Below are 26,386 nucleotides of genomic sequence, written 5' to 3' on the forward strand. Positions count from 1 at the left end.
GGCAACCCCGTCAGGTTGCAGGATCTCATGTGTGGTGACCACAGCTTCGAGTTCCTCACGGACCTGTTCAGCTGTCCTGGCGTCTCACGCTGCGGAAATGGGAATGACGGCCTGAACCCGGAACCCGGCCTCGGTACGCGGACCGGCCTCCAGCCTCCCTCCCATCGACGTCACCCGCTCACGCATGCCCTGCAGGCCGTGGCCTCGTCCGTCTCCCTGAACGGCCGCCCCATACCCGTCGTCGAGGACCTCCACGTCGATCGCGGTGGGCGAGTAGGCCAGGGTCACCGAGGCGTGGGCACTGGGGCCAGCATGTTTGAGGACATTGGTGAGGGCCTCCTGGACGACCCGGTAGACCACCAGACCGAGGGCCTGGGAGACCACCGGCTCCTGTCCCGTGACGGTGAAGGTGACCTTCACCCCGGACTTCTCGACGAGTTCCGGAATCTCCGCCAGTCCGGGAGAGGGGGAGTACTCAGCATCGGTGTCCTGTCGCAACACCCCGACAATGCGGCGCATCTCGACGAGGGCCTCGCGACCGGTCTCGGCGATGGTGTCGAGGACCTCAGGACCCTTCTCCGGCTTCTTCGTCGCCAGCGCCTTGCCGCCCTCGGCCTGCACGATCATGACGGACAGCGAGTGCGCGACGATGTCATGGAGCTCACGGGCGATCTCGCTGCGGGTGCGCTCCTCGGCGACCCTGGCCTGCTGTTCACGTTCAGCGAGGATGGCTCGGTACCGCTGGGCCTTGACGATGCGCTGTTGGGAGTCGATGAGGGCCGACTCGCGCAGTCGTCGCCCCACCGCATAAGGGGTGAGTACCAGACCTGCACAAACCATCATGGCCAGGATCAGCAGCACCCAGGGCTTCCCCGAAGAGGGATCGTATCCAGCAGCGATGGTGGGTTGCCATCTCATGGGGCCGACGACCGATCCCAGCGCTCCGATCCACAGCACCCAGCGAGACTGGTGACCGTCCACCCATCTGGCCACCGAGTAGGAGGCGATGGGGACGATGAAGATGCTCAGCACCGGGAAGGGCACGAAGATGAATTGGATGCCCGCGCCGAAGGCCACCAGGGCCATCATGAGCAGGGGGTGATCACGGCGCATCGGTAGTGAGGCCACCATGATCATGGAGGAGATGAGGGCCGCCGCGTACTCGGGATGGGGATGTTCCGCCAGGCTTACGAGGTAAGGGACGATCGTCACCACGGCCATGGCGAGGGTGAGGGTGACATCTCCCCACCACGCCTTTTCAGTGTCTGCCGGACGACCGTCGTCGAGCTTGGGGTCCAGCACCTCCTCCATGCCGGGGATGGAGATCTGCGGAACGTTGTTCCGGGTCGGGTTGAACCGGTTGAGTCGGGCGCGCACACCAGATCCGCGGGACCCGGTGGAACGGTTGTCCGCGGTTGGGGTCTGCGAGCCGGTCTCCTCCATGTCCGCCAGTCTAGGAAGGCCGACCAACCATGGCGGATTGGTTCCTGATGCCAGGTGATGCCATCTGTGGTGGCAATGTGCACGATGGGCGACCACTTCACCACGCACGGTTCGCGCCTGCTGCTCAGGCCAGTGAACGGCCCCTAGAATTGAGGCCGAAGATCACGGCGACACGGAAGGTTCTCATGAAGATTCTCATCACCGGCGGGGCCGGTTACATCGGATCGACGGTCGGTTCGGCATGCGAGGAAGCAGGACACGAGGTCGTCGTCCTGGACGACCTGTCCGCCGGACGCCGCGAATTCGTCCGCGACCGCACCTTCTACGAGGGCGACATCGCCGATCAAGACCTGCTCGATCGCGTCTTCACCGAGAACCAGATCGACGCAGTCGTGCACTGCGCGGCCAAGATCATCGTCCCGGAGTCGGTGGATGAGCCGCTGACTTACTACGACAACAACGTCGGCAAGACCGTCGCCCTGCTCAAGGGCATGGAGCGCAACGGTGTGCATCGCGTCCTGTTTTCCTCCTCGGCGTCCATTTACGCCACCGACGAGGAGTTCAAGGTGACCGAGGAGTCCCCGCTGGACCCCGGTTCCCCTTATGCCACCACCAAGTTCATGGTGGAGTTCATCCTGCGTGACGCCGCCCACGCCTCCGACCTCAAGGCACTCAGCCTGCGTTACTTCAACCCGATCGGTTCGGACCCCAAGCTGCGTACCGGTCAGCAGATCGAACACCCCACCCACGTGCTCGGCAAGATGATCGACGCCTGGATGGAGGACTCCACTTTCACCGTCACGGGTGTCGAGTGGCCCACCCGGGACGGCTCCGGCATCCGTGACTTCATCCACGTCTGGGACCTGGCCCAGGCCCACGTCGCCGCTCTGGAGCACCTTGACGAGGTGACCGTCGACGAGCCCTACCAGGTGTTCAACATCGGCACCGGGAACGGCGTGACCGTCAAGGAGCTCGTCAAGGCCTTCGAGGAAGGTACTGGCAAGGCTCTCAATGTCGTCTACGGCCCGTCGCGCCCCGGCGATGTCGCAGGCGCATACACCGTCTCACACCGTGCCAAGGACCTGCTCGGTTGGAGCGCGGAGTTGACCCCGGCCGATGGCATTCGGGACGCCGTCGCCTGGCTGCCCCGTCGCAAGGAGATCCTGGGTTACTGATCCTCCGAACCCCCGACCTGTCACTGGCCTCGCACTCGTGCGGGGCCAGTGGTGTTTCCCCGACCCGTGTCCCAGGGCAGCCAGGTTCGTGTCGACGTAGCGGCTCAGCACCTCCCGCAGCTCGTCCTTTGGAATGACGTTGGGGTGGAAGGCTCCGAGGGTGACACCAGTCTCCTCGCAGGTCTCCTCGACGGTGGGTCCCGGCACACCCATGCGGGCGAAGGTGGCGATGGGTATGACGCTCCTGGGGACCTCGATCGTTGAATACGATGCAGTATCGGGTTCGGTACTGCATCGAATACATACTTGTGTCGAGTGGTGTGCGGGCGAGTTCATTGCGGGGTGATGATGTCCTCCTTCCTTCACGATCTTGGGGCCTGGTGCTTTCGCAGAGCAAAGACCGTCGTCGCCCTGTGGCTGGGCCTGCTGGTTCTGCTCGGGCTAGGAATGGTCGCCCTGCACAGCGACTACGACGATTCCTTCACCATCCCGGGTGCTCCCTCCCAGTTGGCCTACGACAAGCTCCAGGTGACCTTCCCGCAAGCCTCCGCGCTGAGCGCCAACGTCGTCATCACCGTGCCCGATGGCACCGACATCTCCTCGACACCCATTCGCTCCCGGATCGAGAAGGGGGTTGAGGAGCTCAAGGACCTCAAGGACGTCGCCGGGGCGACGTCACCGTGGAGCAAGTACGTCACCGGGATGGTCAACAAGGACCACACCGCAGTCGTCATCCAGGTGGAACTGAGACAGGTCAGCGCGGTGACCTTCCCCGATTCCGGGCGTGACGACCTGCAACAGGTGGGTCACGACATACAGGCTGGCCTCCCGGCGGGGTCACACGTCCACGTCGGTGGCCAGGCCTTCGAGGCCATGCTGCCCTCCTTGTCGATCACCGAGGTCATCGGCGTCGGGGTGGCCCTCGTCGTCCTCGCCATCACCTTGGGATCCCTGGTGGCAGCCGGGATGCCGATCATCACAGCCGTCCTCGGGGTGGGGATCACGTACTTGATCATGGCGATCCTCACCCGGTTCACGACAGTCAACTCAGTCACACCGATGCTTGCCGTCATGCTGGGGCTGGCCGTTGGGATCGACTACGCCCTGTTCATCCTGTCGCGTCACCGCGACCAGTTGCGTGACGGCTTTGAGGTGCAGGAATCGGCCGCCCGAGCCGTTGCGACCTCGGGTTCGGCGGTGGTGTTCGCCGGGGCGACGGTCCTCATCGCCCTCATTGGCCTGGCCATCGCCAACATTCCCTTCCTCACCGTCATGGGCGTCTTCGCTGCCATCGGTGTCGCTCTGGCGGTTGTCATCGCCCTGACAATGCTGCCGGCCTTCATGGGGCTCATGGGAGAGAGACTGCGCCCGTGGAAATCTCGTCGCGGACGGGGGTCGAAGCCAACTGCGATGGCAACCGGGGCGAACAGTGACGACAATGCCACAGCTGGTGGGGACGCACCGTCGACCAGCACCACTGCGGTTGGCAAGGGAGAACGCTCCGGCGGGATCTTCGGGTGGTGGGTGCGCACCGTCACCCGCGTCCCACTGGTGACCATCCTCGTCGTCGTGGTGGGGCTGGGGGCCCTGGCCGTTCCGATGAAGGACCTCCACCTCGGCCTGCCCACCGCCGCGGAACTGCCCGCCGACAACACCGCCCGTCAGACCTATGACGCCCTGGAGAAGAAGTTCGGGCCAGGATTCAACGGCCCGGTCATCGTCACCGCCGACATCGTCACCTCGACCGCCCCGATGAAGATCGTCAATGGGCTCAAGGCTGACATCGAGAAGCTTCCTGGCGTCGACACCGTCGCCCTGGCCGTTCCGAACCAGAACGCCGACACAGCCATGATCCAGGTGCTGCCGACCACCGGTCCCACCGACGAGGCGACCAGTGACCTGGTTCGCGAACTGCGCGGCCACAAGTCCGAATGGCACGACAAGTACGGGGTTGACACCGCCGTCACCGGACTGACGGCCATCAAGCTCGACGTCTCCGACCGTCTGGGAGCCGCCCTGCTGCCTTTTGGAATCTTCGTCGTCGGGCTGTGCCTGGTGCTGCTGACGGTGGTGTTCCGGTCGATCGCGGTCCCCATCAAGGCAACCATCGGTTACCTGCTCTCGGTGCTGACCGCCTTCGGAGTCGCACAGCTGGTTTTCAACCGAGGCATCGGCCTGTCCGTGGTCAACCTCGACCGTCCTGTCCCGATCATCTCCTTCATGCCGATCGTCGTCATGGGCATTCTCTTCGGCCTGGCCATGGACTACGAGGTTTTCCTGGTGTCGAGAATGCGCGAGGAGTACGTCCACACCGGTGACGCCAAGGGTTCGGTGATCAGGGGATTCATCGGTTCGGGCAAGGTCGTCACGGCAGCCGCTGTCATCATGGTCTCGGTCTTCGTCTTCTTCATCCCGGAGGGCATGAATGCCATCAAGGAGATCGCCCTGGCCCTGGCCATCGGCATTCTCGCCGACGCCTTCCTGGTGAGAATGACCCTCGTCCCGGCAGTCATGAGCCTGCTCGGTGACAAGGCCTGGTGGCTGCCGACATGGCTGGATCGCCGCCTGCCCCGACTCGACATCGAGGGGGAGGGGATTGCCCACGAGGAGCAATTCGCAGAATGGCCCACCCCTGACCACACCGAGGCCCTGCACGCCGAGGGGATCGGGGTCGACGGTCTCTTCGCCGGCCTCGACCTGCACGTCGAGCCACATGAGGTGCAGGCCGTCGTGGGGTCACCGGGCTCGGTCACGGCCGTGCTGCTGGCGGCCGGGGGACGACTTGCCATCGACCACGGTCGGATGAGGTCGGGTGGCCGTCTCCTCCCCGAGCGGGCCTCCGTGGTGCGTCGGGTGGCATGGCTCATCGATGCCGCCGGCAAGAACCTCACCGAGGAACTGCAGGAAGCCGTGTCAGCCCTCACCCATCCGCCGCGACGCCCACCGCGTCTGTTCCTCATAGACCACGCTGATCAGATCGTCGAGCAGTCCCACCGCGACCAGCTGGAATCCCTCATTGTCGAGGTGAACCAGGCCGGTGAGGCCGCCGTGATCCTGGGAGCCCAGCGTGCCGGCCGCATTGACTGGCTGGAGCCACAGGCCGTTCATGACCTGACCGAACACCAACCCGAGCCATCCCTCGGAGGTACCCGATGATGACCGAACGTTCCCACTCCACGATCAGATTGCGGTGGCCGGCGGTGGTCGCCCTGATCCTCGTACCGTTGGTGGTGGTGGCCGGCCTGGTCGGCACCACCTGGCGGACCACTGACCGGCTAGGCCAGGTGAAGGCGGCGGTTGTCAACGAGGACAAGGCCGTCAAGGTCGGTGGACGACTGGTTCCCATCGGACGCCAGCTCACCGCGGAACTGGTCGATTCTGGCTCTCACATCACTGACGGCCACACCGTCGACTGGACCTTGACCGACGCCGACGGGGCCGCCAAGGGGCTGCGAGACGGCACCTACTCGGCGGTCGTGACGATCCCAGAGTCCTTCTCGTCCGACGCCACCTCCTACTCCGCCAATGACGCCACCAAGGCCAGGCCGGCCCTCATCGACATCACCACCTCCCAGACCTCACCGGTCTCCGACACCACCATCGCGGCCCTCACTGCCCAGGTGGCGCGACGTTCCCTCAACACCACCCTGACCTCGGGGTATCTCGAGAACGTCTACATCGGCTTCAACCAGTTTGCCCAGCGGATGGGCACGATGGCCGACGCCGCCGCCAAGCTCGATGACGGGGCGACGAAACTTGCCGATGGCACGAAGACGTCAGCCGCCGGAGCGAGGACCCTGGCCACCGGCATGACGAAGCTCAGTGGTGGAGCCCGGCAGTTGCAGGCCAACGGGGGCACACTCACTGACGGCGTCTCCCAGCTCTCGGGTGGCCTCAACGCTCTGTCTGAAAAGGGCAACCAGCTCAGTGACGGTGCGAATGGGCTGGCCAGCGGGGTGGCGACCTACACCAATGGCACCGGCAAGGTCGTCGATGGAATCGGTCAGCTGTCCGCTGGCCTGACGACGATGGACCAGAAGGTCAGCGCGGCCACCGGCAAGATCGACACCTCCCAGCTCAACCAGCTCACCGACGGGGCCAGCCAGCTGGCAGACGGGATCGATCAGTTCACGGATGGCCTGGTCGGGTATCGCACTGAGATTCATCAGTACGCCTCCGGGGAGAAGACTGCCGAACTCAACAAGGAGGCCCTGTCCCATGTTGAGGCGGACTTCCTGGCGCGCTGCACCAAGAAGCACACCGCGCAGGATTGCCAGAACCTACTGCCTCTCGTCCACGACGCCATGACCGACGGGTACGTCCTCGGCGTGCGCGCTGGCTCGGCGGTGGCCGTCAAGGCGATGGCCATCAAGGATCCCAACTCCGGCATGAGCATCGACGACGGCATCGACCAACTGGCTGACGGCTCCTCGCAGTTGTCCCAAGGGGTCGCCACGTTCACGGCTGAGATGCGTACCGGGCTGCCTACGATGGTCGGCCAGATCGCCCAGCTGCGAGATGGCATCCACCAGGCCGCCACCGGCGCTCAGACCCTGGCCACCAAGTCCCGGCAACTCAAAGCGGGCGGGGCCAGGCTCTCCGCCGGGGCTGCGACCTTCGCCGATGGTGTGGACGCCTACACCGGTGGGGTCTCCAAGGCTGCTGCCTCAACCCCGAAGCTCGAGCACGGGGTCAACCACTACGTCGGCGGTGTGAACCAGCTCTCCGACGGGGTGATGAAGGCTTCCGTGGGGGTCGGCACCTTCGCGTCCGGGATGACGAAACTCAACGGTGGGGCCCAGAAACTGACCGACGGCACCGGCACGTTCGCCAGTGAGCTCGCTGCTGGGGCCAAGAAGGTGCCGACCTACTCTCAGAATGACCGCACCAAGCTGGCTGACGTCGTGTCCGCTCCCGTCAATGGGGATGGGCCTGCCATTGCGACCTCGGTGGCCGCGGTGGCGGTTCTGCTCATCCTTGGTGCCTGGCTCGCCGCCCTGGTGACCTGGCTGGTGGCTCGCACGGTCCCCTCGCGAGCGCTGAGCTCCGCGCGCTCGACCCTGGGGCTGCTGGCCCGGACGATGTCGGTCGGCGTCATCGTGACCGTCGCGGTGAGCATAGGGCTGACCGTCATTGCCGCGGTGGCGCTGGGGCTGTCGGTGCCGAGGTCGATCGGACTGGGAGGATCGCTGCTCCTCGTCGGTGTGATGTTCGGCCTGGTCAACCACGCCCTGGCCGCATGGTTGCATGGTCTGGGGCGGCTCATCAGCGTCGTCCTGGTGACGGTGAGTGTTGCTGCCGGGCTGGCGAGCACTGTCCCCGCCCCGGTGTGCTGGGGCGACGCCGTCTCCCCGCTGCGACCTGCGTTGCAGGCTGTGCAGGCCGTCGTGGCCGGGAACAGTCCCAGCTTCGGATCCTTGCTGGCCGTCGTCACATGGGCGGTGGCCGCTCTCCTCGCCAGCCTGCTCGCGGTGGGACGACGGCGTAAGACCAGCGCCAAGGAACTTCTGGCGGCCAGCGCGGCCAGGGAGCGCCGCGGCGATCTAGAGTGACACCATGAACAAACCCCTCCTCGCGAGTCTTGCCGTGCTGGCCAGTGCCATTGCCGTGACCAGTCGGATCCGCTCGGTCCGGAGGGGTTGGATAGACGAGGTGTGGCGATTCGGCATGGAGGGGATCGACGAAGGCCCCGACGACGACCAGTGGAGCTGATCGTCGATGCCAGGCGGCCCCTCATCCGGTTCGGTCTCATTCAGTGCGTGCCAGCCCGTCGTCGAGCACCCGGCTCATGGTCGGACGGGTCACCCACAGGCCAAGTCGCACCATGCCTGAACCGATGAGAATGGTGCCGACCGTCACGAGGATCGTCACCGGCCTCACGACGAGGGCCACCCCCACCATCGGGACGACCAACAGCCCGGTGGCGACCAGGCCTGTCACCATGGCAAACCTCATCGGTGAGATGACGGTGATCCGTCGCACCTTGTCCTGGGCGGCCAGATCCATCCCGACGACGTCCAGACCCACCTCGACCGAGCGACGGTCGAGGATCGCAGAGGCCTGATTGACCCCCACTGAGCAGGCCACCGTGGCGAAGGCGAAGACGATGAGCAGGATGGTGCCGGTTTGCAAATCCTGCCCGATGATCCGGGCAGTCGGGTCAGCGCCGGTGCTCGCCGCCTGCATCATGGCGGCCCCGGTTCCTGCGAGCATTCCCACCACGCACACCGCTGCCAGGGAGGCGACCTGGGTCCAGGCAGCGCGCGGGTTCTCCAGCACCTGACGGGCAGCGACCAGATCGGTCGCGCTCCTGGCTTTGTCGAGGCGGTGCTTGAAGTACATCGACAGCAGCTTGGGGCCGATGATGTTGGCGAGCTCGACGACGGCCGCCAGCACGATGGCGAGGAAGACGTACACACCGACCACGCCGGTCTGACCTCCCAGGACACTGAGCACAGTCTTCGAGGAGAGAATGACGAGGACGATGGCACCCCCGATGGCCAGCCGAATCCACGACACCGAGCGGGGTTGACTACGCATCCGCACCCCGAGGGGAGAGACGTCGACGCGGCGCAAGCCAATGGCGGAACTGATGAGGGCGAGGAGTACCAAAGCCAGGATGACCCCGGCCACCGGCGCAGGTTCGAGCAAGACCGATCCTGCCCCGATCTGGCTGCCGTTGAAGGACAACCGTCCCAGTGGTGGTACGCAGATGAGGTAGCCGACGATGCCGAGCAGGGATCCGACCAAGGCCTGCAGGCCAGCCTCGGCCAGGGTGATGACTCGCAGCAGACGGGAGGACGCGCCGACGAGTCGCAGGGAGGACAGCCGGTCGTCGCGGCGTCGGGCGGACAACCGTGCAGCTGAGGAGGCCAGGGTCGTCAGCGGCAACACCAGCAGAATGACGGCGATCGAGGACGTCAGCCGGTAGAAGACGGCGTTCTCCCCAGACAGGTGCCACATCATGACAGCACCGCCGGTGACGTCAAGGATGATCGTCGTGATGACCGCGAAAGCGACAACCGGGAGCCGCCAGGTGGAGTGGTCGGCGGCCGAGGCACGCAGGGTCATGGTGAGGATTGACGAGGTCGCCGGGCGTCCCGCTGTGGCCCCGAGTGGTTCGGGGATGCAGATCGACGGGATCTGCTGATCCGCGGTTCCTGGTTCAATGGCGGGCGTCGTGGTCATGGTCACCACTTCCCGTCGGAGTGACGCATCTCATCGGAGACGATCCGGCCATCCTGCAGGCGCAGGATGCGCTGGCAGCGACGGGCGACGCCCTCGTCGTGGGTGACGACGACGAGGGTCCGTCCCCGCCCGGTCGTCGCGGAGAGCAGGATGGACATCACCTCGACAGCGGTCGCCGAGTCGAGAGCGCCGGTCGGTTCGTCGGCAAAGACGATGGCCGGGTCGATGACCTGGGACCGCGCGATGGCGACCCGCTGGGCCTGGCCACCTGACAGCTGACCGATGCGTCGGTCCTCCATGCCTCCCAGCCCCATTGAGCTCAGCCACTGCGCCGCGTACCCGATGGCCTGCGATCGAGAGGCACCATTGAGCATGAGGGGAAGGGCGGTGTTCTCCACAGCGGTGAGCTCGGGCACGAGCATCCCCTGCTGGAAGACGAACCCCAGGGACTGGCGACGCAGCTGCGCCCGACCCTCATTGGAGAGGCTCTCGACGTTGATGACGCGGTCGGGCAGACCCAGCTCGATACTTCCGGAGTCGGTCGAGAGGATCCCCGACAAGCAGTGCAGCAGGGTGGTCTTGCCCGATCCGGACGGGCCCATGACGGCGACCGACTGGCCGGCCGGGACGGCGATGTCGACGTGGTCGAGGGCACGAGTCGTCCCGTAGGTCTTCGTCAGTCCGAGGGCGCGCAGGTCAGCGCCGCGGACAGATTCGGCGACGGCGTGAGGGTTGGGGCGGGTTGTCGTCAACATGTCATCCACTGTGCCGTCCGGGCCCCTCGTCGCACATCGTGCTGGCGGTCGAATCGGAGCGTCCTCCCGTGGTAGGAGGATGGCGATGCCACAGGATTGGTCCCGATGAACATGGGAGGCGCCGATGAGGATCAGTGATTACTTCGGACTGTGGGAGAACGATAGGAGATCGGACCCCGCGCGCAGATCTTTGGAACAGGAAAAGGCGTTTTGGCATGGGCACGCAGCGGTCTACGACCAGCACGCAGGTTTGACGTGCAGTTCCCTGGCTCAGATCGGCACCGTGACCAGCATCGTCGAACCTGAGTCATCGATCCTTGACGTTGGCGGCGGAACTGGACGGTTCGCGATTCCGCTGGCACAACGCGGCTGCCGTGTGACTGTCGTAGACCGTTCAGAGGACATGCTCCGTGTGCTTTCGGAGAATGCTGAAGCCGAGGAAGTCAAGATCGAGACGATCCAGGGGCAATGGCCCATGGACACAGGAAGGGTTTTCGACACCGTTCTTGCTGCATGGTCCTTGTACTGGGTCCTCGATCTGGCGGCGTCCTTGCGAGCATTGGTTCGGCAGGCTCGACGGCACGTCATCATTATTGACACCACTGGATCACCGACGGCCTGGGATCATGCCCTTGCAGCAGCACAGGGGGAAGATGTCCGTGTTTCACAGGCTCGCCATCTACTCCTTGCAGGTGGCCTCGCACAATTGGGGATTCCAGCAGAAATTAGAATTCTCGAGGAATATCGAGTTGTTTCTGAAGATGAATTGTACCATGAGGTCCAGACTCGAGGAGGTAATTTTTCCGAGGCGATCAGGATCATGGATTCCTATGCGATTGGATTCCCTCGCGGATGGAGGTGTAGACGCACAATTGGTCTGGTGCATGTAGATGCGAAGGGCCTTGTGGGGGCCCTGCCCGACATGCCTGTGTGAGGGGAGTGTCGATCAGTTCAAGGTCTTCATTGATAGGGTATGTGTGTCGGTAACCCAAATGGGTGTGAGGGAACTCCGGTGTGACTCCGGGGCTGACGCGCAGCGGTGACGGTGACCGTCTCGGCGTATGCCACTGGGCCAGTGAGGCCTGGGAAGGTGCTGAAACGGGTTGAACCCCAGTCCGAAGACCTGCCGATGAAAATCCACTCGACACAAGCTCGCGTCATGGCTTTTGGTTGGAAACCCTTACGTGGGGCCCATCTGTGACCGTTGGCGTGGGAACGGAAGGACCATTGCGATGGCGCGAAGGTACACGCGGAGGGTCGCTCTTGTCGCTGCATTAGTGATTCCTGTCTCATTCATGGCTGGTTGTGGGAGCGCCGTCACGGAGCAGAACGCCTCGACGGCGTCGTCCCACGCAACCGGTTCGAAGGCCGGGCACACGTCATACCCGCTGACGGTGGAGAGCTGTGGGGTGAAGCAGACGTTCGATTCCGCCCCGACGCGCGCAGTGACATTGACGTCGACGGCGACTGAGACGATGCTCGAGCTAGGGCTGGAGAAGAGCATGGTCGGGACGGCATACCAACGCACTCGCCCCATCGGTGCCCAATACAAGGAGGCCTACGACTCGGTGTCGGTTTTGGCCGCTGGGCAGCCTTCCATGGAGAAGCTTTTGTCCGTAAATCCTGATTTCGTGTATTCCGGGTACCCGGACGGTTTCTCAAGGAGCAACGGTCACACCCGGGAAGACCTACAGAAGATGGGGATCAAGACGCATCTCAGCCCTGTGGGATGCACCAATGAGGTCAAGGCCTTGGATGATGAGACCAAGGAGATCAGGACCATCGGCCAGATCTTCGATGTGAATGACCGAGCTGAGGCATCGATTCGAAAGTTCAACGACAAGGTCAATGCCGTCAAGAAGTCCGTGAAGGGGAAGGAGCGCCCCAAGGTGTTCCTCTACAACTCAGGTGAGGACGCCCCGACGACAGTTGGTGGGTGGGCCTATGCATCGGTGATGATCGATGCGGCGGGAGGCGAGAACATCTTCGCGAATGAACCGCTGCGGTGGGGAAAGATGTCGTGGGAGCAGGTTGCAAAAGCTGATCCAGACATGATTCTGATTTACGACTACAAGACCCCGAGTGTCGATCAGAAGATCAAGACGTTGAAGTCAATTCCGGCACTGAAGGACACCAAGGCCGTCAAGAACAATGCCTTCCCGGTGATCAGTCTCTCGTTGGCACAGCCCGGCCCGCGTTCGGCTGAAGGTATCGAGCAGCTTGCCAAGCAGTTCCACGGCTGATGATGGGTGCACGTGGTGGCATTGATGAGTCATCCACGGCTGTGAAACGGCAGGACGAACTCGTTGCTGTCCTCAATGCCCTTCCATCCGAGTCGGCATCTGTCGGGGAAGACAGGTGGCGTGGCGATTCGCATCGTGGACACCTGGTCATAGTCTTGTCCGTACTGGCCGTCACGTTGATTCTTGTCCTGGGACTCGCGCTGTCAATTGGCTCGGTTCATGTTCCCTTCGTCCAAGTATGGAAGGTCGTTGCGCACCGGGCTCTGCCGGCAGGTGTCGTCACCGTTGATTGGACTGCGTCGATCGACAGGATCGTTGCTGATGTCCGGCTTCCTCGTGTGCTCCTGGCGGCAGTCGCAGGGATGGCGCTGACCACTGTCGGCACAGTCGTGCAGGCGCTGCTTCGCAACCCACTGGCGAGCCCCACGGTGCTCGGCGTGTCGTCGGGAGCTGCAACCGGAGCCATTACCGTCATGCGGTTTGGTCTGCTCCTCGGTGGTGCGGTCTCTCTCGGGTTGGCCGCGTTCGCAGGCGCGTTCCTGACGCTTCTACTCGTCTTGGTGATCGCCAGACGGAGGCAAACCCTTTCTGCAGGCACGTTGGTTCTCACCGGCATGGCGGTTTCGGCCCTGTTGTCGGCAGTCAACAACTTCATGGTTCTGACCTCCCCGGATCCGCAACTGGCGTCGCAAGTCCTCTTTTGGAGTCTCGGAGGCTTCGGGGCCGCCAAGTGGGAGAACCTTCCCGTCCCCACCCTCGTCCTCGCTGTGGGAATGCTCTTATGCCTGGCTGAGGCGTCAAATCTCAACCTCCTTCTTGGTGGGGAAGGGACAGCGGGTTCTCTCGGCCTGGACGTTGATCGGTTCCGAACCTGGATGTTCGTTGTGGCAGCTGCAATTGTCGGTGTGACAGTTGCGGTGTGTGGCGTCATAGGATTCGTCGGCCTGGTGATGCCGCACATTACGAGGATGCTGGTTGGCGCAGATCACCGCCGAACCCTTCCCGTAGGACTGCTTCTGGGTGCGATTTTCACCGTGCTGGCGGATGTTGGGGCGCGGATGGCCATTGAGCCGCAGGAATTGCCGGTAGGTATTGTGACCGCGCTTGTCGGGGCTCCATTCTTCCTGTTCCTGTTGCGACGCACCTTGGGGGAGACGTCATGATCGTCAGTGGTGCAGAACTGGTGGTCGCGGGCCTGGGTGTCGACATCGAGGGGCGCCACATCGTCCAGGATGTCGACTTCGTCGCCCATCCCGGTCAGGTGGTGGGGATCCTCGGCCCCAATGGGAGCGGCAAGTCGACGATGCTGCGCTCAATCTTCCACTCGAGACGCCCTACGAAGGGGACGGTGACCGTCGATGGTGTCGATGTCTGGGCGCGAGACACGAAGTGGTCCTCCCGGCACATTTCGGTGGTTCTCCAAGAGACTCCCGCGGAGTTCCCGCTGACGTGCGGGGAAATCGTCCGGATGGGGAGGACACCTCACAAGAAGTCGTGGCGGTCGCTGAGCGAGGGCGACCTTGCCCTGTGCGGCGCAGCCATGGAGCTTATGGAGGTTGGAGATCTCGCGACGTCGACATTCTCACGGATTTCTGGAGGAGAACGGCAGCGGGTGACAATCGCGAGGGCGCTGGCGCAGCAGACCGGCCTGCTGATCATGGATGAACCGACGAACCACCTTGACATTCATCATCAACTCAAGGTGATGGAGCTGTCGCGGCGCCTCAGGTCGACGGTGGTGGTGGCACTTCACGACATCAATCTGGCCGCACGATTCTGCGACACCCTTGTACTGATGTCGAAGGGCACATGTGTGGCAGCGGGTGCGCCATCGGCCGTGCTGTCTCCGGGAATCCTGGACGACGTCTACAAAGTGTGCACTCATCTCGGTCGACACCCGAGTGGCGCTGTTCAAGTAACCGTCCTGTGATTGTCGGTGGTGCCGGCCGTGTTCCCCTCCCCGTGAACACCGAACTCCCTCAAAGCGTCGAAACCCCGTCGTAGGGTGGGTTCATGCCGACCAACGACCGCTCGCTTCCCCCTGATCTCCCCACCCAGCTGCTCATCGACGGAGAATGGGTGGACGCCGAGGCGTCGCGCACCTTCGACGTCCTCGACCCCTCCACCGAGAAGCCACTCGTCGCCATCGCCGATGCCACCCTCGACCAGGGCACCGACGCCCTCGACGCTGCTGTCCGTGCCCAGGGGTCCTGGGCCGACACCGCCCCGCGTGAGCGTGGCGAGATCCTGCGCAAGGCTTTCGAGCTCGTCACCGAGCGCAAGGACGACTTCGCCAAACTCATCACCCTCGAGATGGGCAAGCCGCTGGCCGAGTCCTACGGAGAGGTCACCTACGGCGGGGAGTTCCTGCGTTGGTTCTCAGAGGAGGCAGTGCGCATTCGCGGTGACTACGGCCTGCTCCCGGAAGGCAAGGTTCGCCAGCTCGTCACCAAGCGTCCCGTCGGTCCCTGCCTGTTCATCACCCCGTGGAACTTCCCGCTGGCCATGGCCACCCGCAAGATTGCCCCAGCCCTCGCCGCCGGCTGCACCGTGGTCATCCGCCCGGCCTCGGCCACCCCGCTGACCACACTGCTCTTCGCCAAGACCCTCGTCAACGCCGGTCTGCCCGCCGGGGTCGTCAACGTCATCACCGGTCGTGACCACGCCGTCACCGACGCCATCCTGGAGGATCCACGACTTCGCAAGCTCTCCTTCACCGGGTCCACCGGAGTCGGCACCAACCTGTTGGAGAAGGCTGCCAAGCACGTACTGCGCACGTCGATGGAGCTGGGCGGCAACGCCCCCTTCATCGTCTTCGAGGACGCCGACCTCGACCAGGCCATTGCCGGGGCCAAAGGCGCCAAGATGCGCAACATGGGCCAGGCCTGCATCGCCGCCAACCGGTTCATCATCCACGAGTCGGTGGCCGAGGAATTCACCAACCGGATGGTCGAGATGATGTCCGACCTCACCGTCGGGGACGGTCTGGACGAGAAGTCCGAGGTCGGACCCATGATCACAGAGCAGGACCGCGAGAAGGTCGACGGCCTGGTTCGTTGCGCGGTCGAGGCCGGTGCGACCGTCCGCTGCGGTGGTGAGGTTCCGGAGGGCAAGGGTTGGTTCTACCCACCGACGGTGCTTTCCGGTGTGCCCGCCGATGCCGAGATCATGCAGACCGAGATCTTCGGACCGGTCGCCCCGATCACCACCTTCAGCACCGAGGAAGAGGCTCTGGCCATCGCCAACTCCGTCCCCGTCGGACTGGCCGGTTACGTTTTCACCGGTGACACCGCGCGAATCCTGCGGATGGGTCAGAAGCTGGAGACCGGCATGATCGGTGCCAATCTCGGTGTCTTTTCCAACGCAGCTGCCCCATTTGGCGGTGTCAAGGAGTCTGGTCTGGGTCGAGAAGGCTCCTACCAGGGCATTGAGGAATTCCTGGAGACGATTTACGTTGCTTTTCAGGCGTGAGTCAACGGACGTGATCTCGAGGGTGGGACGGTAGCGTCTGTCAGGTGGGCACCTCACGTCTCCGATGCATCGCCGCCGTCGTCCTGACGGGGCTGGTGTCCGGACTCATCGGTGGCCTTACCAGCGAGCTGTCGCACCTCATCGAGTCCTGTGCCTTCGGTGCCCCCCTGTCCTTCTCGACCACCGGTGTCGGCGAGGTCGTCCTGTGGCGACGATTGGTTGCCCCGGTCGTGGGTGCGGTCATCGCCGGTCTGACGTGGTGGTGGCTGCGTCCGTCAGGCTCGATCATTTCGGTACGCCAGGCTGTCGACGTCGCCTCCCCGAAGCGGTTGCGGCCGGTCGAAACGATCGTTGACGCTCTTGCCCAGCTCGTCGTCGTCGGGTCGGGAAGCTCCTTGGGCCGAGAGGCTGCGCCTCGGCAGATGGCTGCCCTGGCTGCCCAGGGCCTGTCAGATGGCTTTCGCGTCGACGCCGCGACGAGACGAGTGCTGTTGGCCAGCGCCGCCGGGGCTGGCCTGGCGTCGGTCTACAACGTGCCGGTTGCTGGTGCCCTCTATGCCGTGGAGCTGACGGTGCGTCCGAACCTGCGCACCCGCCGTGGTTGGGGACAGGTGGGGAGTGCGGTCGTCATCTCGGTGCTCTCGACGGTGACGGCATGGCTGTTCAACCACGATCGACCCGTCTACCGCTCCCCGGTGGTTGAGGTCACCCCGTCCACTCTGGGATGGATCGTCCTTGTCGTCGCCGTGGCCACCCTCGTCGGAGCGGGGATGGGCGTGCTCTTCGGGCAGATGAAACGTTGCGTCCCGATGACCTCCCGACTGTGGTGGACGGTGCCGCTCGGATCGGTCGGAGTGACGACCATCGCCCTCATGGCTCCTCAGGTGGTCGGAAACGGCCAGGTCATCGTCAATCTGGTGCTGGCTCACCCCGTCGCCCCGGCCACGTTGGCAACTCTGCTCGTCGGGAAAATCCTCGCCACCACGGTGGCACTGAGGTCGGGAGCAGCCGGTGGTCTGCTCACCCCGTCCCTGGCGTCCGGTGCTCTCGTTGGTACCCTCATCGCGGCAGCGGTGGGAATGGAGTCTCCCTCCCAAGTCGCAGTGATGGCCATTGTGGGAGCCGGTTGTGTGCTGTCGATGACACAGCGCGCGCCCCTGTTCGCGGCCGTGTTCGCCCTGGAGTTGACCCGTGCCGGAGCATTGGGCATTCCGGTCGTTGTCGTGGCGGTTCTGCTGGGGTGGGCTGGCTTCGTCCTCATCGGCAAACGGGGGCTGGGGTTCCACGGCGGGATCGGTCGTGCTCCGGGGAATACGTCAGATTCGCGATAGTCTGACTGGATGTACCAGCCGCCGCGCGGCGATCCTCCCAACCAAGGAAGGGCACATGACTCAGGATCTGACTTCAGCAATCACATCCCAGGTGCGATCGACCTCGGGACGTTCCGTCGCCGCGTCGACCCCCATGGAGGTGTGGCAGGGACTGTCAGCCTCCGTCGTGGGCCGCATTGCCGACGACTGGGAGGCCACTGACGCCGTCTACAAGGCAGGACGTCAGGAGCACTACTTCTCCGCCGAGTTCCTCATGGGACGAGCCCTGCTCAATAACCTGTCGAACCTCGGCCTGGTCGACGAGACCCGGGAGGCCCTGGCCAGCTTCGGCATCGACCTGTCCCAGGTGCTCGAGCAGGAGCCGGACGCAGCCCTCGGCAACGGTGGCCTCGGTCGTCTGGCCGCCTGCTTCCTCGACTCCTGCGCCACCCTGGAACTGCCCGTTACCGGCTACGGCATCCTCTACCGTTACGGCCTGTTCAAGCAGCTCTTCGACAACGGTTTCCAGACCGAGCACCCGGACCCGTGGATGGAGGAGGGCTACCCCTTCGTCATCCGCCGCGAGGAGCAGCAGCGCATCGTCCGCTACGCCGACATGTGGGTGCGTGCCATCCCCCACGACATGCCGATCACCGGTTACGGAACTCGCAACGTCGGAACCCTGCGGTTGTGGAAGGCCGAGCCGATGGAGCAGTTCGACTACCAGGCCTTCAACTCCCAGCGCTTCACCGACGCCATCGTCGAGCGGGAGCGCACCTCCGACATCTCGCGTGTGCTGTACCCCAACGACACCACCTTCGAGGGCAAGGTGCTGCGGGTCCGTCAGCAGTACTTCTTCTGCTCGGCCTCCTTGCAGGAGATCGTTGACAATTACGTCAAGCACCACGGCGAGGACCTCGCCGACTTCGCCAAGTACAACTCCATCCAGCTCAACGACACCCACCCGGTGCTGTCCATCCCCGAGCTCATGCGCATCCTGCTCGATGAGCACGGCATGGGCTGGGACGAGGCTTGGGAGATCGTTACCCACACCTTCGCCTACACCAACCACACCGTGCTGGCCGAGGCTCTTGAGAAGTGGGAGATGCAGATCTTCGATCGTCTCTTCCCGCGCATCTGCGAGATCGTCCGTGAGATTGATCGTCGCTTCCGTGAGGACATGGGCAAGCGCGGCCTCGACGGCCAGACCATCGAGTACATGGCTCCGGTCTCGGGCAACCAGGTGCGGATGGCGTGGATCGCCTGTTACGCCTCGTACTCGATCAACGGTGTCGCCGCCCTGCACACCGAGATCATCAAGCGCGAAACCCTCAAGGAGTGGCACGCGATCTGGCCGGAGCGGTTCAACAACAAGACCAACGGCGTCACCCCGCGGCGTTGGCTCAACCAGTGCAACCCGCGTCTGGCAGCCCTGCTGACCGAGGTCACCGGGTCCGACGCCTGGGTCAAGGACCTTTCGGTGCTCGCCAACCACACCGACTCCGTGGACGACTCGGTTTACGACCGTATCAACGAGATCAAGCACGCCAACAAGGTCGACTTCGCGACCTGGGTGGCCGAGCGCGAGGGAGTCGAGGTCGATCCGGATGCCATCTTCGACGTCCAGATCAAGCGGCTGCACGAGTACAAGCGTCAGCTGCTCAACGCCTTCTACGTGCTGGATCTGTACTTCCGTCTCAAGGACGACCCGACCCTCGACGTCCCCAAACGAGTCTTCGTCTTCGGAGCCAAGGCCGCTCCCGGCTACATCCACGCCAAGGCGATCATCAAATTCATCAACGAGGTGGCTCGCCTGGTCAACAATGATGAGGACATCAACGGTCGCATCAAGGCCGTCTTCGTCCACAACTACAACGTCTCCCCAGCCGAGCACATCATCCCGGCTGCCGACGTCTCCGAGCAGATCTCGATGGCCGGCAAGGAGGCCTCGGGCACCTCGAACATGAAGTTCATGATGAACGGCGCGCTCACTCTGGGCACCCTCGACGGGGCCAACGTCGAGATCCTCGACGCCGTCGGTGACGAGAACGCCTACATCTTCGGCGCCACCGAGGAGCAGCTGCCCGTACTCAAGCGCGGATACGACCCGCGCTGGTACTACGAGAACGTGCCCGGTCTCAAACGAGTCATCGATGCACTGACCGACGGCACCCTCGACGACAATGGTTCCGGCTGGTTCCACGACCTGCGTCAGAGCCTCATGGAGCCCGGCTGGGAGGGCCCTGACGTCTACTACGTGCTCGGTGACTTCGAGTCCTACCGCACCGTCAAGGATGCCATGGCTGCCGACCATGCCGATGACCGCGGCTGGGCCCGCAAGGCGTGGGTGAACATCACCAAGTCCGGCCGGTTCTCCTCGGACCGCACCATCCGCGACTACGCCGAGCAGGTGTGGAAGCTGGATCCCACGCCGATATCCTGAGAGGGGGTCGGCCCACCCGGGTGTCGGATCAGCAGAGCGCTCGAGCGGTTAGTGCGAGTAGGCAGGCCCACGATGCCGACGTCATCGGTCCGATGATGAACTGCTCGATGGCTGCGCTCGATTCCTTGTTGGCTTGCGTTGCGTCTGACCCTGAGGTGGGCTGCCGCGATCCTCGTGGCTACGGGCATTGCGCCTCCTGGGCTAGATCGACGGCGACCTGGGCCACTTGGCAGAACCGGCGCATCTCGTCGGTGCCGTCGGGGCGTACGTGAATTGCTGCCCGACGTCGGCGGCTGTGGTGATTCGGTGGGAATGGGGGTGCCGTGCCACGGGGAGTGGCATCCTCCGCCGTTCCTCGCGGGTTTACCACGGTGGGGGCGGGCGCCTGATACCCGCCGTTCGAGTATTGACGGGTGCGGTTACCCCGCACCCGCCGCTTCTCCTTGTCACCGCTGTGGCAATCATGCTGGGTAGGGCGCCGCCTGCCACAACGATTGGCAACCGACGTGACGACGAACCCGATTGCCACGGAGACCGGCAGCATCGTCGACACCCTTCAGCTGGTGACGCCATTCATGGAAGGATGGAGCACACTCGACACAGATCAGGAGTCGTCATGTCCAAGAAGAAGGTCGGCATCCTCACCGCTGGTGGTGACTGCCCTGGACTCAATGCCGCAATCCGTGGATTTGGCAAGGCAGCCATCCGACAGCACGACATGGAGCTGATTGGTATTCAAGATGGCTTTCTCGGGCTGGCGGACAACCGCACCATCATTCTGGGGCCAGGTGCCCTCTCTGGCATCCTGACTGTCGGGGGAACCATTCTTGGAACCAGCCGTGACAAGGTCAATCGCATGATCATTGATGGCGAGGAAAAGGACATGGTCCCCACCATCGTCGACAATTACGAGAAACTGGGACTCGATGCCCTGGTCACCTTGGGTGGCGGTGGCACGTCCAAGAATGCCTACAAGCTCGCCAAGGCTGGACTCAACGTCCTACACCTGCCCAAGACCATTGACAACGACATCGTCGGGACCGATGACTCCTTCGGATTCTCGACGGCGCTCGAGATCGCCACGGACGCCATCGATCGGCTGCACTCCACCGCCCACTCCCACCACCGCATCATCCTGGCCGAGATCATGGGCCACCGTGCTGGCTGGCTTGCCCTAGGGTCTGGCATCGCCGGTGGGGCCGACGTCATCCTGTTGCCCGAGGTGCCCTACAAGGTTGACTCCATTGTCGAAGCGGTGGAGAGCCGTCGGAAGCAGGGGCTCAACTTCTCCGTGATCGCGGTGGCCGAGGGAGCTCGTGACGAGGCTGACTCGGCTGCCATGGCTGGGGCTCGGGCCCTCGTCGACGCCTCCAAGACCTCGGAGACGAAGGCTGCCGCCAAGAAGGCCAAGAAGGATCTCGAGCACTCGATGCGCGACAACACCCTCAAGCTCGCGGCCCGGCTCGAGGAGGCCACCGGTCTGGAGTCGAGGGTCTCGATCCTGGGTTACGTGCAGCGCGGCGGTATCCCGTGTGCCCACGACCGGCTGCTCGCCACCCGCCTGGGAACCATGGGTGCCAAACTCGTCGACGACGGTGAGTTCGGCATCATGGTGGCCGCCAAGGGTGGGGACACGACGACCGTTCCCCTTAAGGAGGTCGCGGGCAAGGTCAAGTACGTGCCCGCGGACCATCCGTGGGTTGAGGCAGCCCGTGAGGTCGGAACGGGCCTTGGCGACTGACCTCCTTGACTGAGTTGTGATGCCCGCGGCCCTGCCCTGTGGGCACCATCCGTTGTGTCGACGGCTTCCAGGCGACGGTGTGGACCACGCACCGTGTCCCTGGATTGGCGTCGATGGTCGCCGCTTTTCCCGTCACACCCTCAACGACCCCGCAGTGCAGGGCACAGACCACCTGTGGGTGATCGAGGGCGAGGTCCAGGAAGGGGCAGTGACGCAGCACAATTTCTTCCTCCTCGGGGGCGGGGGAGAAGCCCATGTCGTCAAGGACTGCGACGAGGTCCCCGAGACGGTGACATCCCCAGCGCTGACCTATGCGTGTGGCTGTCGAGATGGGATCGTCGCTGGTGGCAACGTCCTCGACCAGCATCTGGGCCAGCAGCCGGTAGGCGCGCGGTCCCTCGTCGTTGACGAGGGTGAAGACGGTGTGTGGACGGCCTCGAGTGGCGCGATGCTCACGAGCGGTCCCGACGCGTCCCTGTTCGACGAGGCGGTCGAGGTGGAACCGCGCCGTCGAGGGGTGGATCCCCAGGTCAGCGGCCACTTCAGCGCTGGTGGCGGACCCGCCTCGTTTCTGCAGCGCGTCGGCAACCTTGTCGACCCTTTTCTCGGACCCTGGGTCGACCAGGCTGGTCTCACTCATGCCGTCACCTCAATGATTCCCCGGGCACCGCGCTCCATCTCCACGAAGGAGTGGTTGACGAAGGTGTAGTGGCCCGGCTCCTTGAAGACCATCTCGACGAAACCACCCTGGGCACTGGACAGGCCGAGGGCCTGGCAGCCCCCGCCCTCCGGATTGCCACGCTTGAGGGTGTAGGCGCCCTCCTTGAAGACGGTGTCGAACTGGGTCCCGACGACGTGGAAGGAGCACCCGCGGCTCGGTCCGGCTGCCAGCACCCAGATGCGTACTCGCTCCCCGGCCTTGGCCTTCAGCGGCTCGAAGACGTACTGGTTGGCGTGACCGTTGAACATCGTCAGGTCAGGGGTCTCGTTGGCTATCTTGGCCATGTTGACCTCGGCCCCGTTGTGCTCGCTGAGGTAGGTCTCCGACTGCACCAGGTAGTACTCGCGATCGGCGCGCGGCAGGTCGTGTGGGGCGACGATGACGGCGCCGAACATGCCAGCCGCGATGTGGGCAGACATCGGCATGGTGGAGCAGTGGTAGAGCCAGATCCCGGCGCGGTGCAGGGTGAAGTTGTAGTCCAGTTCCTGGCCCGGTGCAATGGTGCGCATGACTTTGTCGGGCGACACGGTGCCGGCGTGGAAGTCGAGAGAGTGTCCCATTGTCCCCTTGTTGACCAGGTGCACGCGCATCTCGTCTCCGATCCGGGCGTGGACGACCGGGGCCATGTAGCGGCCGTTGTAGGTCATGGCGTCGATGGTCGTTCCCGGGGCGATCTCCTGCACCGACTCCTTTGCGGTCAGGGTCATCTTGTGGACGCGTCCGGCCAGCAGCGGGGGGACGACGGCGTCACGGGTCTCGAACCCCTTGCCGGGAGCCTTGGTGAGGTCGATCGTGCGGCGAGGATCCGTTGAGCCCATGTGGTCGTCGTGCTCGCCGGCTCCTGACACCCCGCTTACCTGAACCTTGAGCACCATCCCCATCGACTTGTGGCCGACGATGGTGCACCAGCCCTCGGTCGGGCCGGTGATGATTCCAGCATTGACGGTCGCGCGGGCCCCCGGGTCGAGGCGTGGTGAATGAGCGCCATTGGCGAACTGCAGGTCGTGGACTTGGTTGCGGTCCGTGTTGGTGATCTCGACGACGAGCTCGTCACCGGCCGGGACGCTGATGGTGCTGGGGTGGTACTTCATTCCCTCGGCAGTGACGCTGACCGTCGTCGTGTGGCCGGTGGGGGACACCTTCCCGGCGACCGCTGTTGGGCCATCGGCGTCCTCGACAGGCGTGTTCTGGTCCAGTCGGTGACCGACGGCGGCTGCTGTCAGGGCGGTGGCAACACCGGCAAAGGCTCCGACGAAGGAGCGACGATCAGTCGGAGCGGTGACAGCCGGGTCGACACCCTTGGGTGTGATCCCGGCGACGGCGGAACGGTTCGGTGCGTCGGAGCCTGTGGACGTGGTGTCTGCGGGCTTGGCAGCAGACGAGACGGTCGCCTTGCCGGAGGAGACCGTGGGTGTCCCCTTCTCGGCAGCGGCCGTCCTGCCCGCCATCTGGCGTCCCTTCTCCTTGAGGAGGGGAATGCCGGTGCGCACCATCGCTGCGGTGGCAGGCAGGAATGTCGCCAGCCCGGCGACGGCCATCACCATGCCGATGCGACGAGTCCAGGTGCCTATGGCGAGCACCCACAGCACGAGCCCGGCGTTGGTGATGGTGGCTCGCAGCGATCCGAAGGCGTGCATCTTGGCATTGGTGGCCCGGACGATCTTCGGCCCGCCACCCATGACCATCGGCATGAGGTAACTCATGGCTCCGACGAGGAGCTGGAGCAGGAAACCGACGATGACGGGCACCGAGAGGGTGAAGATGTCGTCAGCCAGCAGCCCGGTTCCGTTGACTGCCAGCTTCCACGTCAGCCAGACAAGCCACACCAGCATCCAGCAGATGGCGGCACCCATGGTGAATCCGGGGAAGTCGCGCGGCGGCTTGTGGATGGCGCAAGCCACCAGGTCGCCCAGCACGATGCAGATCCCGACGATGTGCGCCGTTACCCCAAGGGCTGCCAGCCACCACAGCCCGGCCAGCGCCCCGGTGGTTGTCACCACAACCGCACCGAGCATGATGTAGAGCGCAATCTTGCCGTGGCGATCCTGGGAAGGCTGCATCTTGGTGCGCAAAACCGTGGGCCATAGCGTGACCAGGGTGCCAACGACGGTCAGTCCCACGAACCCAAGCAGGTTGAGCGCCTGGTGAGCCACCAACAGACGAGTCCGCCACGGTTCAGTGGGAGAAAAGGCCATAATCGCGCCGAGAGCCGCTCCCAGCGGCAGCACACTAGCGGCCGCGCAATAAAACCACACCGTGGAGGCGAACCGTCCCGGCAACGCGTGGCCGACTTGGCGAGCCAAGGCGAAGGCGTACCACGTCAGCACGCATCCGACCACCACTGCCCCGCCGACGGTCACCCACGGCCACGTCGCCACCATTCCCATACAGGTGACGATGATGCCGACCGTCAAGAGTCTGATACGCAACACTTGGCGACGACGGTCGGTGTCAGTGAGGCTGTTGTGCAAGATCGCCTCGGTGAAGTATTGCCCCCACACCATGATTGACGTCGTCGCGACGCCCAAGGTGACCATGTGTACCAACAGCCAGCGCGACTGTGGGATCCACGGGCTCGTGATCGCCACGATGAGTAGTGCCGCTAGCCACCCGGAGACCGGACGTGAGGCTTTACGGTGCCAATTGCGTTTGTTGGTGTCGGGTTTGTGACCGACGGGGGAGATTTCAGGCATGAGCCTCTCCTGACTGGACGCAAGGTGTGGATTGCGGGTGTGGTCCGGACTGGTTGCGGGGTCGGACGTGGGCGGCGACGACGGCCACCAGGGCTACGAGGCTGATCACATTGATGACGCCGCCAGCTTGCACAACGGCGGGTCGGCCCAGGCCGTCACCGATTCCGACACGTGCCAGCAAAGAGGCCTCCAGCAGGAACGCTGGCAGCCAGAACCATGTCGTCCACTCGAGTCGTGCGCGCAACACAGCCGGCAGGATGATAGGGGCGTGGCCGAGGATCATCCCCATCGTGAATCCAAGGAATACTGAGTGGACGACGGCATCGTAGGCTCTACCGGAGGTGACGGGTCCGCTGACCGCCCATGCAAGGCCGGCCACCCCGAGCCACAGATAGCCGACCATGAGCAGGATGCCGATGTAGGCGCCCTGACCGCCGCGGCGCACCCCACCGCGGGCGACGTCGTTGCGACACAGCCACGCCGCCAGAGCGACGAGCACGACTCCCAGTACTCGGTACCCGATCTGTGGGCTCACCACGCAGACGAGGAGGGCTGCCACGACTGCCAGACACAGTCCCGGGAGGGCGCGATTGCGCGACATCGTGAGACGAGAAAGCTCGAGTCTTTCCCCACAGATCGTCAGGATGAGGTAGCAGGCCAACCATCCGACGACGTCGGGCACCTCGGCCCCTGAGGTGAGGAGGGCGGCGGCACCCGCGGCGCAGAATGCCCCCGTGATTTGGATGACCGTCGCATCGTCGTGGCTGCGTCTCCACAACGGGACGTATATGCCCAGCAGTCCGAGTTGGGCCAGGGCGAGCAGGGCCAGACCGAGCCATGGCGGGCTGGGCGTCAGCAAGACGATGACACCGAGCCCTGAAATGGCCGGGACGCAATAGCCGAGACGTGCCCCGAGGGCGATCGCCCGTTCCAGGCAGATGACGGTGCCGATGAATCCGAGGACCATGAGAGGGCCGTGCCAGGCGGCCAGCCGCGACGACATCACGGGCGACCACACACCGAGGAGGAGCAAGGCGCCATCGAGACCGGCCAGGAGAGCGACGCCGGCCCCGACCATGAGCCAGGCGCGACGCGATCTGGTGGAGTGCGATCCGGTGGAGGGCATGGGCACGAGAATCCTTTTTCGACTATCGGATCCTCAAAATACTATGTGTGCTCCCGCCAGCTGCACCAGCCCCGTGG

The 26,386-nt window shown here is 64.2% G+C and carries 17 protein-coding genes, 1 pseudogene and 1 riboswitch; of the genes and pseudogenes, 12 read left to right on the plus strand and 6 right to left on the minus strand.

Translation table 11 applies throughout. The features are described from left to right. Positions 1 to 84: 84 nt before the first annotated feature. Positions 85 to 1,443, minus strand: a complete 1,359-nt coding sequence (locus ACSJJT_RS10325; protein WP_435918199.1) for a sensor histidine kinase — start codon at positions 1,441 to 1,443, stop codon at positions 85 to 87. 185 nt (positions 1,444 to 1,628) lie between these two features. Here ACSJJT_RS10325 and galE point away from each other — a divergent pair, with 185 nt between their 5' ends. The 4 genes from galE to ACSJJT_RS10345 all read left to right on the plus strand — a co-directional run bounded on the left by galE (position 1,629) and on the right by ACSJJT_RS10345 (position 8,330). After that, positions 1,629 to 2,618: a UDP-glucose 4-epimerase GalE gene (gene galE, locus ACSJJT_RS10330; RefSeq protein ID WP_435918200.1), complete on the plus strand. Its 990-nt coding sequence runs from the start codon at positions 1,629 to 1,631 to the stop codon at positions 2,616 to 2,618. 345 nt (positions 2,619 to 2,963) lie between these two features. Continuing rightward, positions 2,964 to 5,774: an MMPL family transporter gene (locus tag ACSJJT_RS10335; protein ID WP_435918201.1), complete on the plus strand. Its 2,811-nt coding sequence runs from the start codon at positions 2,964 to 2,966 to the stop codon at positions 5,772 to 5,774. After that, positions 5,771 to 8,170, plus strand: coding sequence for a YhgE/Pip domain-containing protein (locus ACSJJT_RS10340; protein WP_435918202.1), 2,400 nt, complete (start codon positions 5,771 to 5,773; stop codon positions 8,168 to 8,170). Before ACSJJT_RS10335 ends, ACSJJT_RS10340 begins: the two co-directional genes overlap by 4 nt. Positions 8,171 to 8,174: 4 nt before the next feature. After that, the gene (locus ACSJJT_RS10345) at positions 8,175 to 8,330 is read left to right on the plus strand and encodes a hypothetical protein (protein WP_435918203.1); all 156 of its coding nucleotides are present in this window, start codon (positions 8,175 to 8,177) and stop codon (positions 8,328 to 8,330) included. A gap of 36 nt (positions 8,331 to 8,366) precedes the next feature. Here ACSJJT_RS10345 and ACSJJT_RS10350 read toward each other — a convergent pair whose 3' ends face one another. After that, positions 8,367 to 9,815 carry an FtsX-like permease family protein gene (locus ACSJJT_RS10350; protein WP_435918204.1) on the minus strand — a complete coding sequence of 483 codons (1,449 nt, stop codon included), beginning with the start codon at positions 9,813 to 9,815 and terminating at the stop codon, positions 8,367 to 8,369. Next, complete coding sequence (locus ACSJJT_RS10355) at positions 9,809 to 10,561, minus strand: ABC transporter ATP-binding protein (RefSeq protein ID WP_435918205.1); 753 nt, start codon at positions 10,559 to 10,561, stop codon at positions 9,809 to 9,811. Before ACSJJT_RS10355 ends, ACSJJT_RS10350 begins: the two co-directional genes overlap by 7 nt. A gap of 124 nt (positions 10,562 to 10,685) precedes the next feature. Between ACSJJT_RS10355 and ACSJJT_RS10360 the strand changes: the two genes are divergently transcribed. The 8 genes from ACSJJT_RS10360 (at position 10,686) to ACSJJT_RS10395 (ending at position 21,769) form a co-directional block, all read left to right on the plus strand. Beyond that, complete coding sequence (locus tag ACSJJT_RS10360) at positions 10,686 to 11,495, plus strand: class I SAM-dependent methyltransferase (protein ID WP_435918206.1); 810 nt, start codon at positions 10,686 to 10,688, stop codon at positions 11,493 to 11,495. A 30-nt stretch (positions 11,496 to 11,525) separates the two neighbouring features. Continuing rightward, positions 11,526 to 11,706: riboswitch (cobalamin riboswitch) on the plus strand. 150 nt (positions 11,707 to 11,856) lie between these two features. Further along, complete coding sequence (locus ACSJJT_RS10365; protein WP_435918207.1) at positions 11,857 to 12,804, plus strand: ABC transporter substrate-binding protein; 948 nt, start codon at positions 11,857 to 11,859, stop codon at positions 12,802 to 12,804. Then, positions 12,804 to 13,967, plus strand: a complete 1,164-nt coding sequence (locus ACSJJT_RS10370; RefSeq protein WP_065672957.1) for a FecCD family ABC transporter permease — start codon at positions 12,804 to 12,806, stop codon at positions 13,965 to 13,967. The genes ACSJJT_RS10365 and ACSJJT_RS10370 overlap by 1 nt, the downstream gene beginning before the upstream one ends. Further along, positions 13,964 to 14,734 (plus strand): ABC transporter ATP-binding protein, encoded by a 771-nt coding sequence (locus tag ACSJJT_RS10375; RefSeq protein WP_065672958.1) that lies wholly within the window; start codon positions 13,964 to 13,966, stop codon positions 14,732 to 14,734. Before ACSJJT_RS10370 ends, ACSJJT_RS10375 begins: the two co-directional genes overlap by 4 nt. 83 nt (positions 14,735 to 14,817) lie before the next feature. Then, positions 14,818 to 16,275: an NAD-dependent succinate-semialdehyde dehydrogenase gene (locus tag ACSJJT_RS10380; protein ID WP_435918208.1), complete on the plus strand. Its 1,458-nt coding sequence runs from the start codon at positions 14,818 to 14,820 to the stop codon at positions 16,273 to 16,275. 44 nt (positions 16,276 to 16,319) lie between these two features. After that, positions 16,320 to 17,606 (plus strand): chloride channel protein, encoded by a 1,287-nt coding sequence (locus tag ACSJJT_RS10385; RefSeq protein WP_435918209.1) that lies wholly within the window; start codon positions 16,320 to 16,322, stop codon positions 17,604 to 17,606. Positions 17,607 to 17,661: 55 nt separating this feature from the next. Continuing rightward, the gene (locus ACSJJT_RS10390; protein ID WP_435918210.1) at positions 17,662 to 20,028 is read left to right on the plus strand and encodes a glycogen/starch/alpha-glucan phosphorylase; all 2,367 of its coding nucleotides are present in this window, start codon (positions 17,662 to 17,664) and stop codon (positions 20,026 to 20,028) included. Between the two features lie 583 nt (positions 20,029 to 20,611). Next, a complete protein-coding gene (locus ACSJJT_RS10395; protein ID WP_435918211.1) occupies positions 20,612 to 21,769 on the plus strand; it encodes a 6-phosphofructokinase in 1,158 nt (385 codons plus the stop codon). Between the two features lie 76 nt (positions 21,770 to 21,845). On the opposite strand, the pseudogene ACSJJT_RS10400 reads toward ACSJJT_RS10395, so the two are convergent. From ACSJJT_RS10400 to ACSJJT_RS10410, 3 genes and pseudogenes are all read right to left on the minus strand, one after another. After that, a pseudogene (locus ACSJJT_RS10400) lies at positions 21,846 to 22,409 on the minus strand (helix-turn-helix transcriptional regulator); the annotation flags it as partial. Further along, positions 22,406 to 25,183, minus strand: a complete 2,778-nt coding sequence (locus ACSJJT_RS10405) for a multicopper oxidase domain-containing protein (RefSeq protein ID WP_435918212.1) — start codon at positions 25,181 to 25,183, stop codon at positions 22,406 to 22,408. The pseudogene ACSJJT_RS10400 and the gene ACSJJT_RS10405, both read right to left, overlap by 4 nt. Next, positions 25,176 to 26,315 carry a DUF8744 domain-containing protein gene (locus ACSJJT_RS10410; RefSeq protein WP_500861883.1) on the minus strand — a complete coding sequence of 380 codons (1,140 nt, stop codon included), beginning with the start codon at positions 26,313 to 26,315 and terminating at the stop codon, positions 25,176 to 25,178. Before ACSJJT_RS10410 ends, ACSJJT_RS10405 begins: the two co-directional genes overlap by 8 nt. Positions 26,316 to 26,386 lie beyond the last annotated feature (71 nt).

Origin of the sequence: Cutibacterium nasicola, assembly GCF_051303185.1 — a bacterium.
Lineage (GTDB): Bacteria > Actinomycetota > Actinomycetes > Propionibacteriales > Propionibacteriaceae > Cutibacterium.

What these genes read in the sequence shown, in the direction of transcription:
- ACSJJT_RS10335 (WP_435918201.1), top strand. Translation starts at nt 2,964, where the DNA reads ATGATGTCCTCCTTCCTTCACGATCTTGGGGCCTGGTGCTTTCGCAGA.
- ACSJJT_RS10360 (WP_435918206.1), top strand. Translation starts at nt 10,686, where the DNA reads ATGAGGATCAGTGATTACTTCGGACTGTGGGAGAACGATAGGAGATCG.
- ACSJJT_RS10325 (WP_435918199.1), bottom strand. Translation starts at nt 1,443, where the DNA reads ATGGAGGAGACCGGCTCGCAGACCCCAACCGCGGACAACCGTTCCACC.
- ACSJJT_RS10355 (WP_435918205.1), bottom strand. Translation starts at nt 10,561, where the DNA reads ATGTTGACGACAACCCGCCCCAACCCTCACGCCGTCGCCGAATCTGTC.
- galE (WP_435918200.1), top strand. Translation starts at nt 1,629, where the DNA reads ATGAAGATTCTCATCACCGGCGGGGCCGGTTACATCGGATCGACGGTC.
- ACSJJT_RS10405 (WP_435918212.1), bottom strand. Translation starts at nt 25,183, where the DNA reads ATGCCTGAAATCTCCCCCGTCGGTCACAAACCCGACACCAACAAACGC.
- ACSJJT_RS10370 (WP_065672957.1), top strand. Translation starts at nt 12,804, where the DNA reads ATGATGGGTGCACGTGGTGGCATTGATGAGTCATCCACGGCTGTGAAA.
- ACSJJT_RS10380 (WP_435918208.1), top strand. Translation starts at nt 14,818, where the DNA reads ATGCCGACCAACGACCGCTCGCTTCCCCCTGATCTCCCCACCCAGCTG.
- ACSJJT_RS10365 (WP_435918207.1), top strand. Translation starts at nt 11,857, where the DNA reads ATGGCTGGTTGTGGGAGCGCCGTCACGGAGCAGAACGCCTCGACGGCG.
- ACSJJT_RS10340 (WP_435918202.1), top strand. Translation starts at nt 5,771, where the DNA reads ATGATGACCGAACGTTCCCACTCCACGATCAGATTGCGGTGGCCGGCG.
- ACSJJT_RS10375 (WP_065672958.1), top strand. Translation starts at nt 13,964, where the DNA reads ATGATCGTCAGTGGTGCAGAACTGGTGGTCGCGGGCCTGGGTGTCGAC.
- ACSJJT_RS10390 (WP_435918210.1), top strand. Translation starts at nt 17,662, where the DNA reads ATGACTCAGGATCTGACTTCAGCAATCACATCCCAGGTGCGATCGACC.
- ACSJJT_RS10395 (WP_435918211.1), top strand. Translation starts at nt 20,612, where the DNA reads ATGGAGCACACTCGACACAGATCAGGAGTCGTCATGTCCAAGAAGAAG.
- ACSJJT_RS10345 (WP_435918203.1), top strand. Translation starts at nt 8,175, where the DNA reads ATGAACAAACCCCTCCTCGCGAGTCTTGCCGTGCTGGCCAGTGCCATT.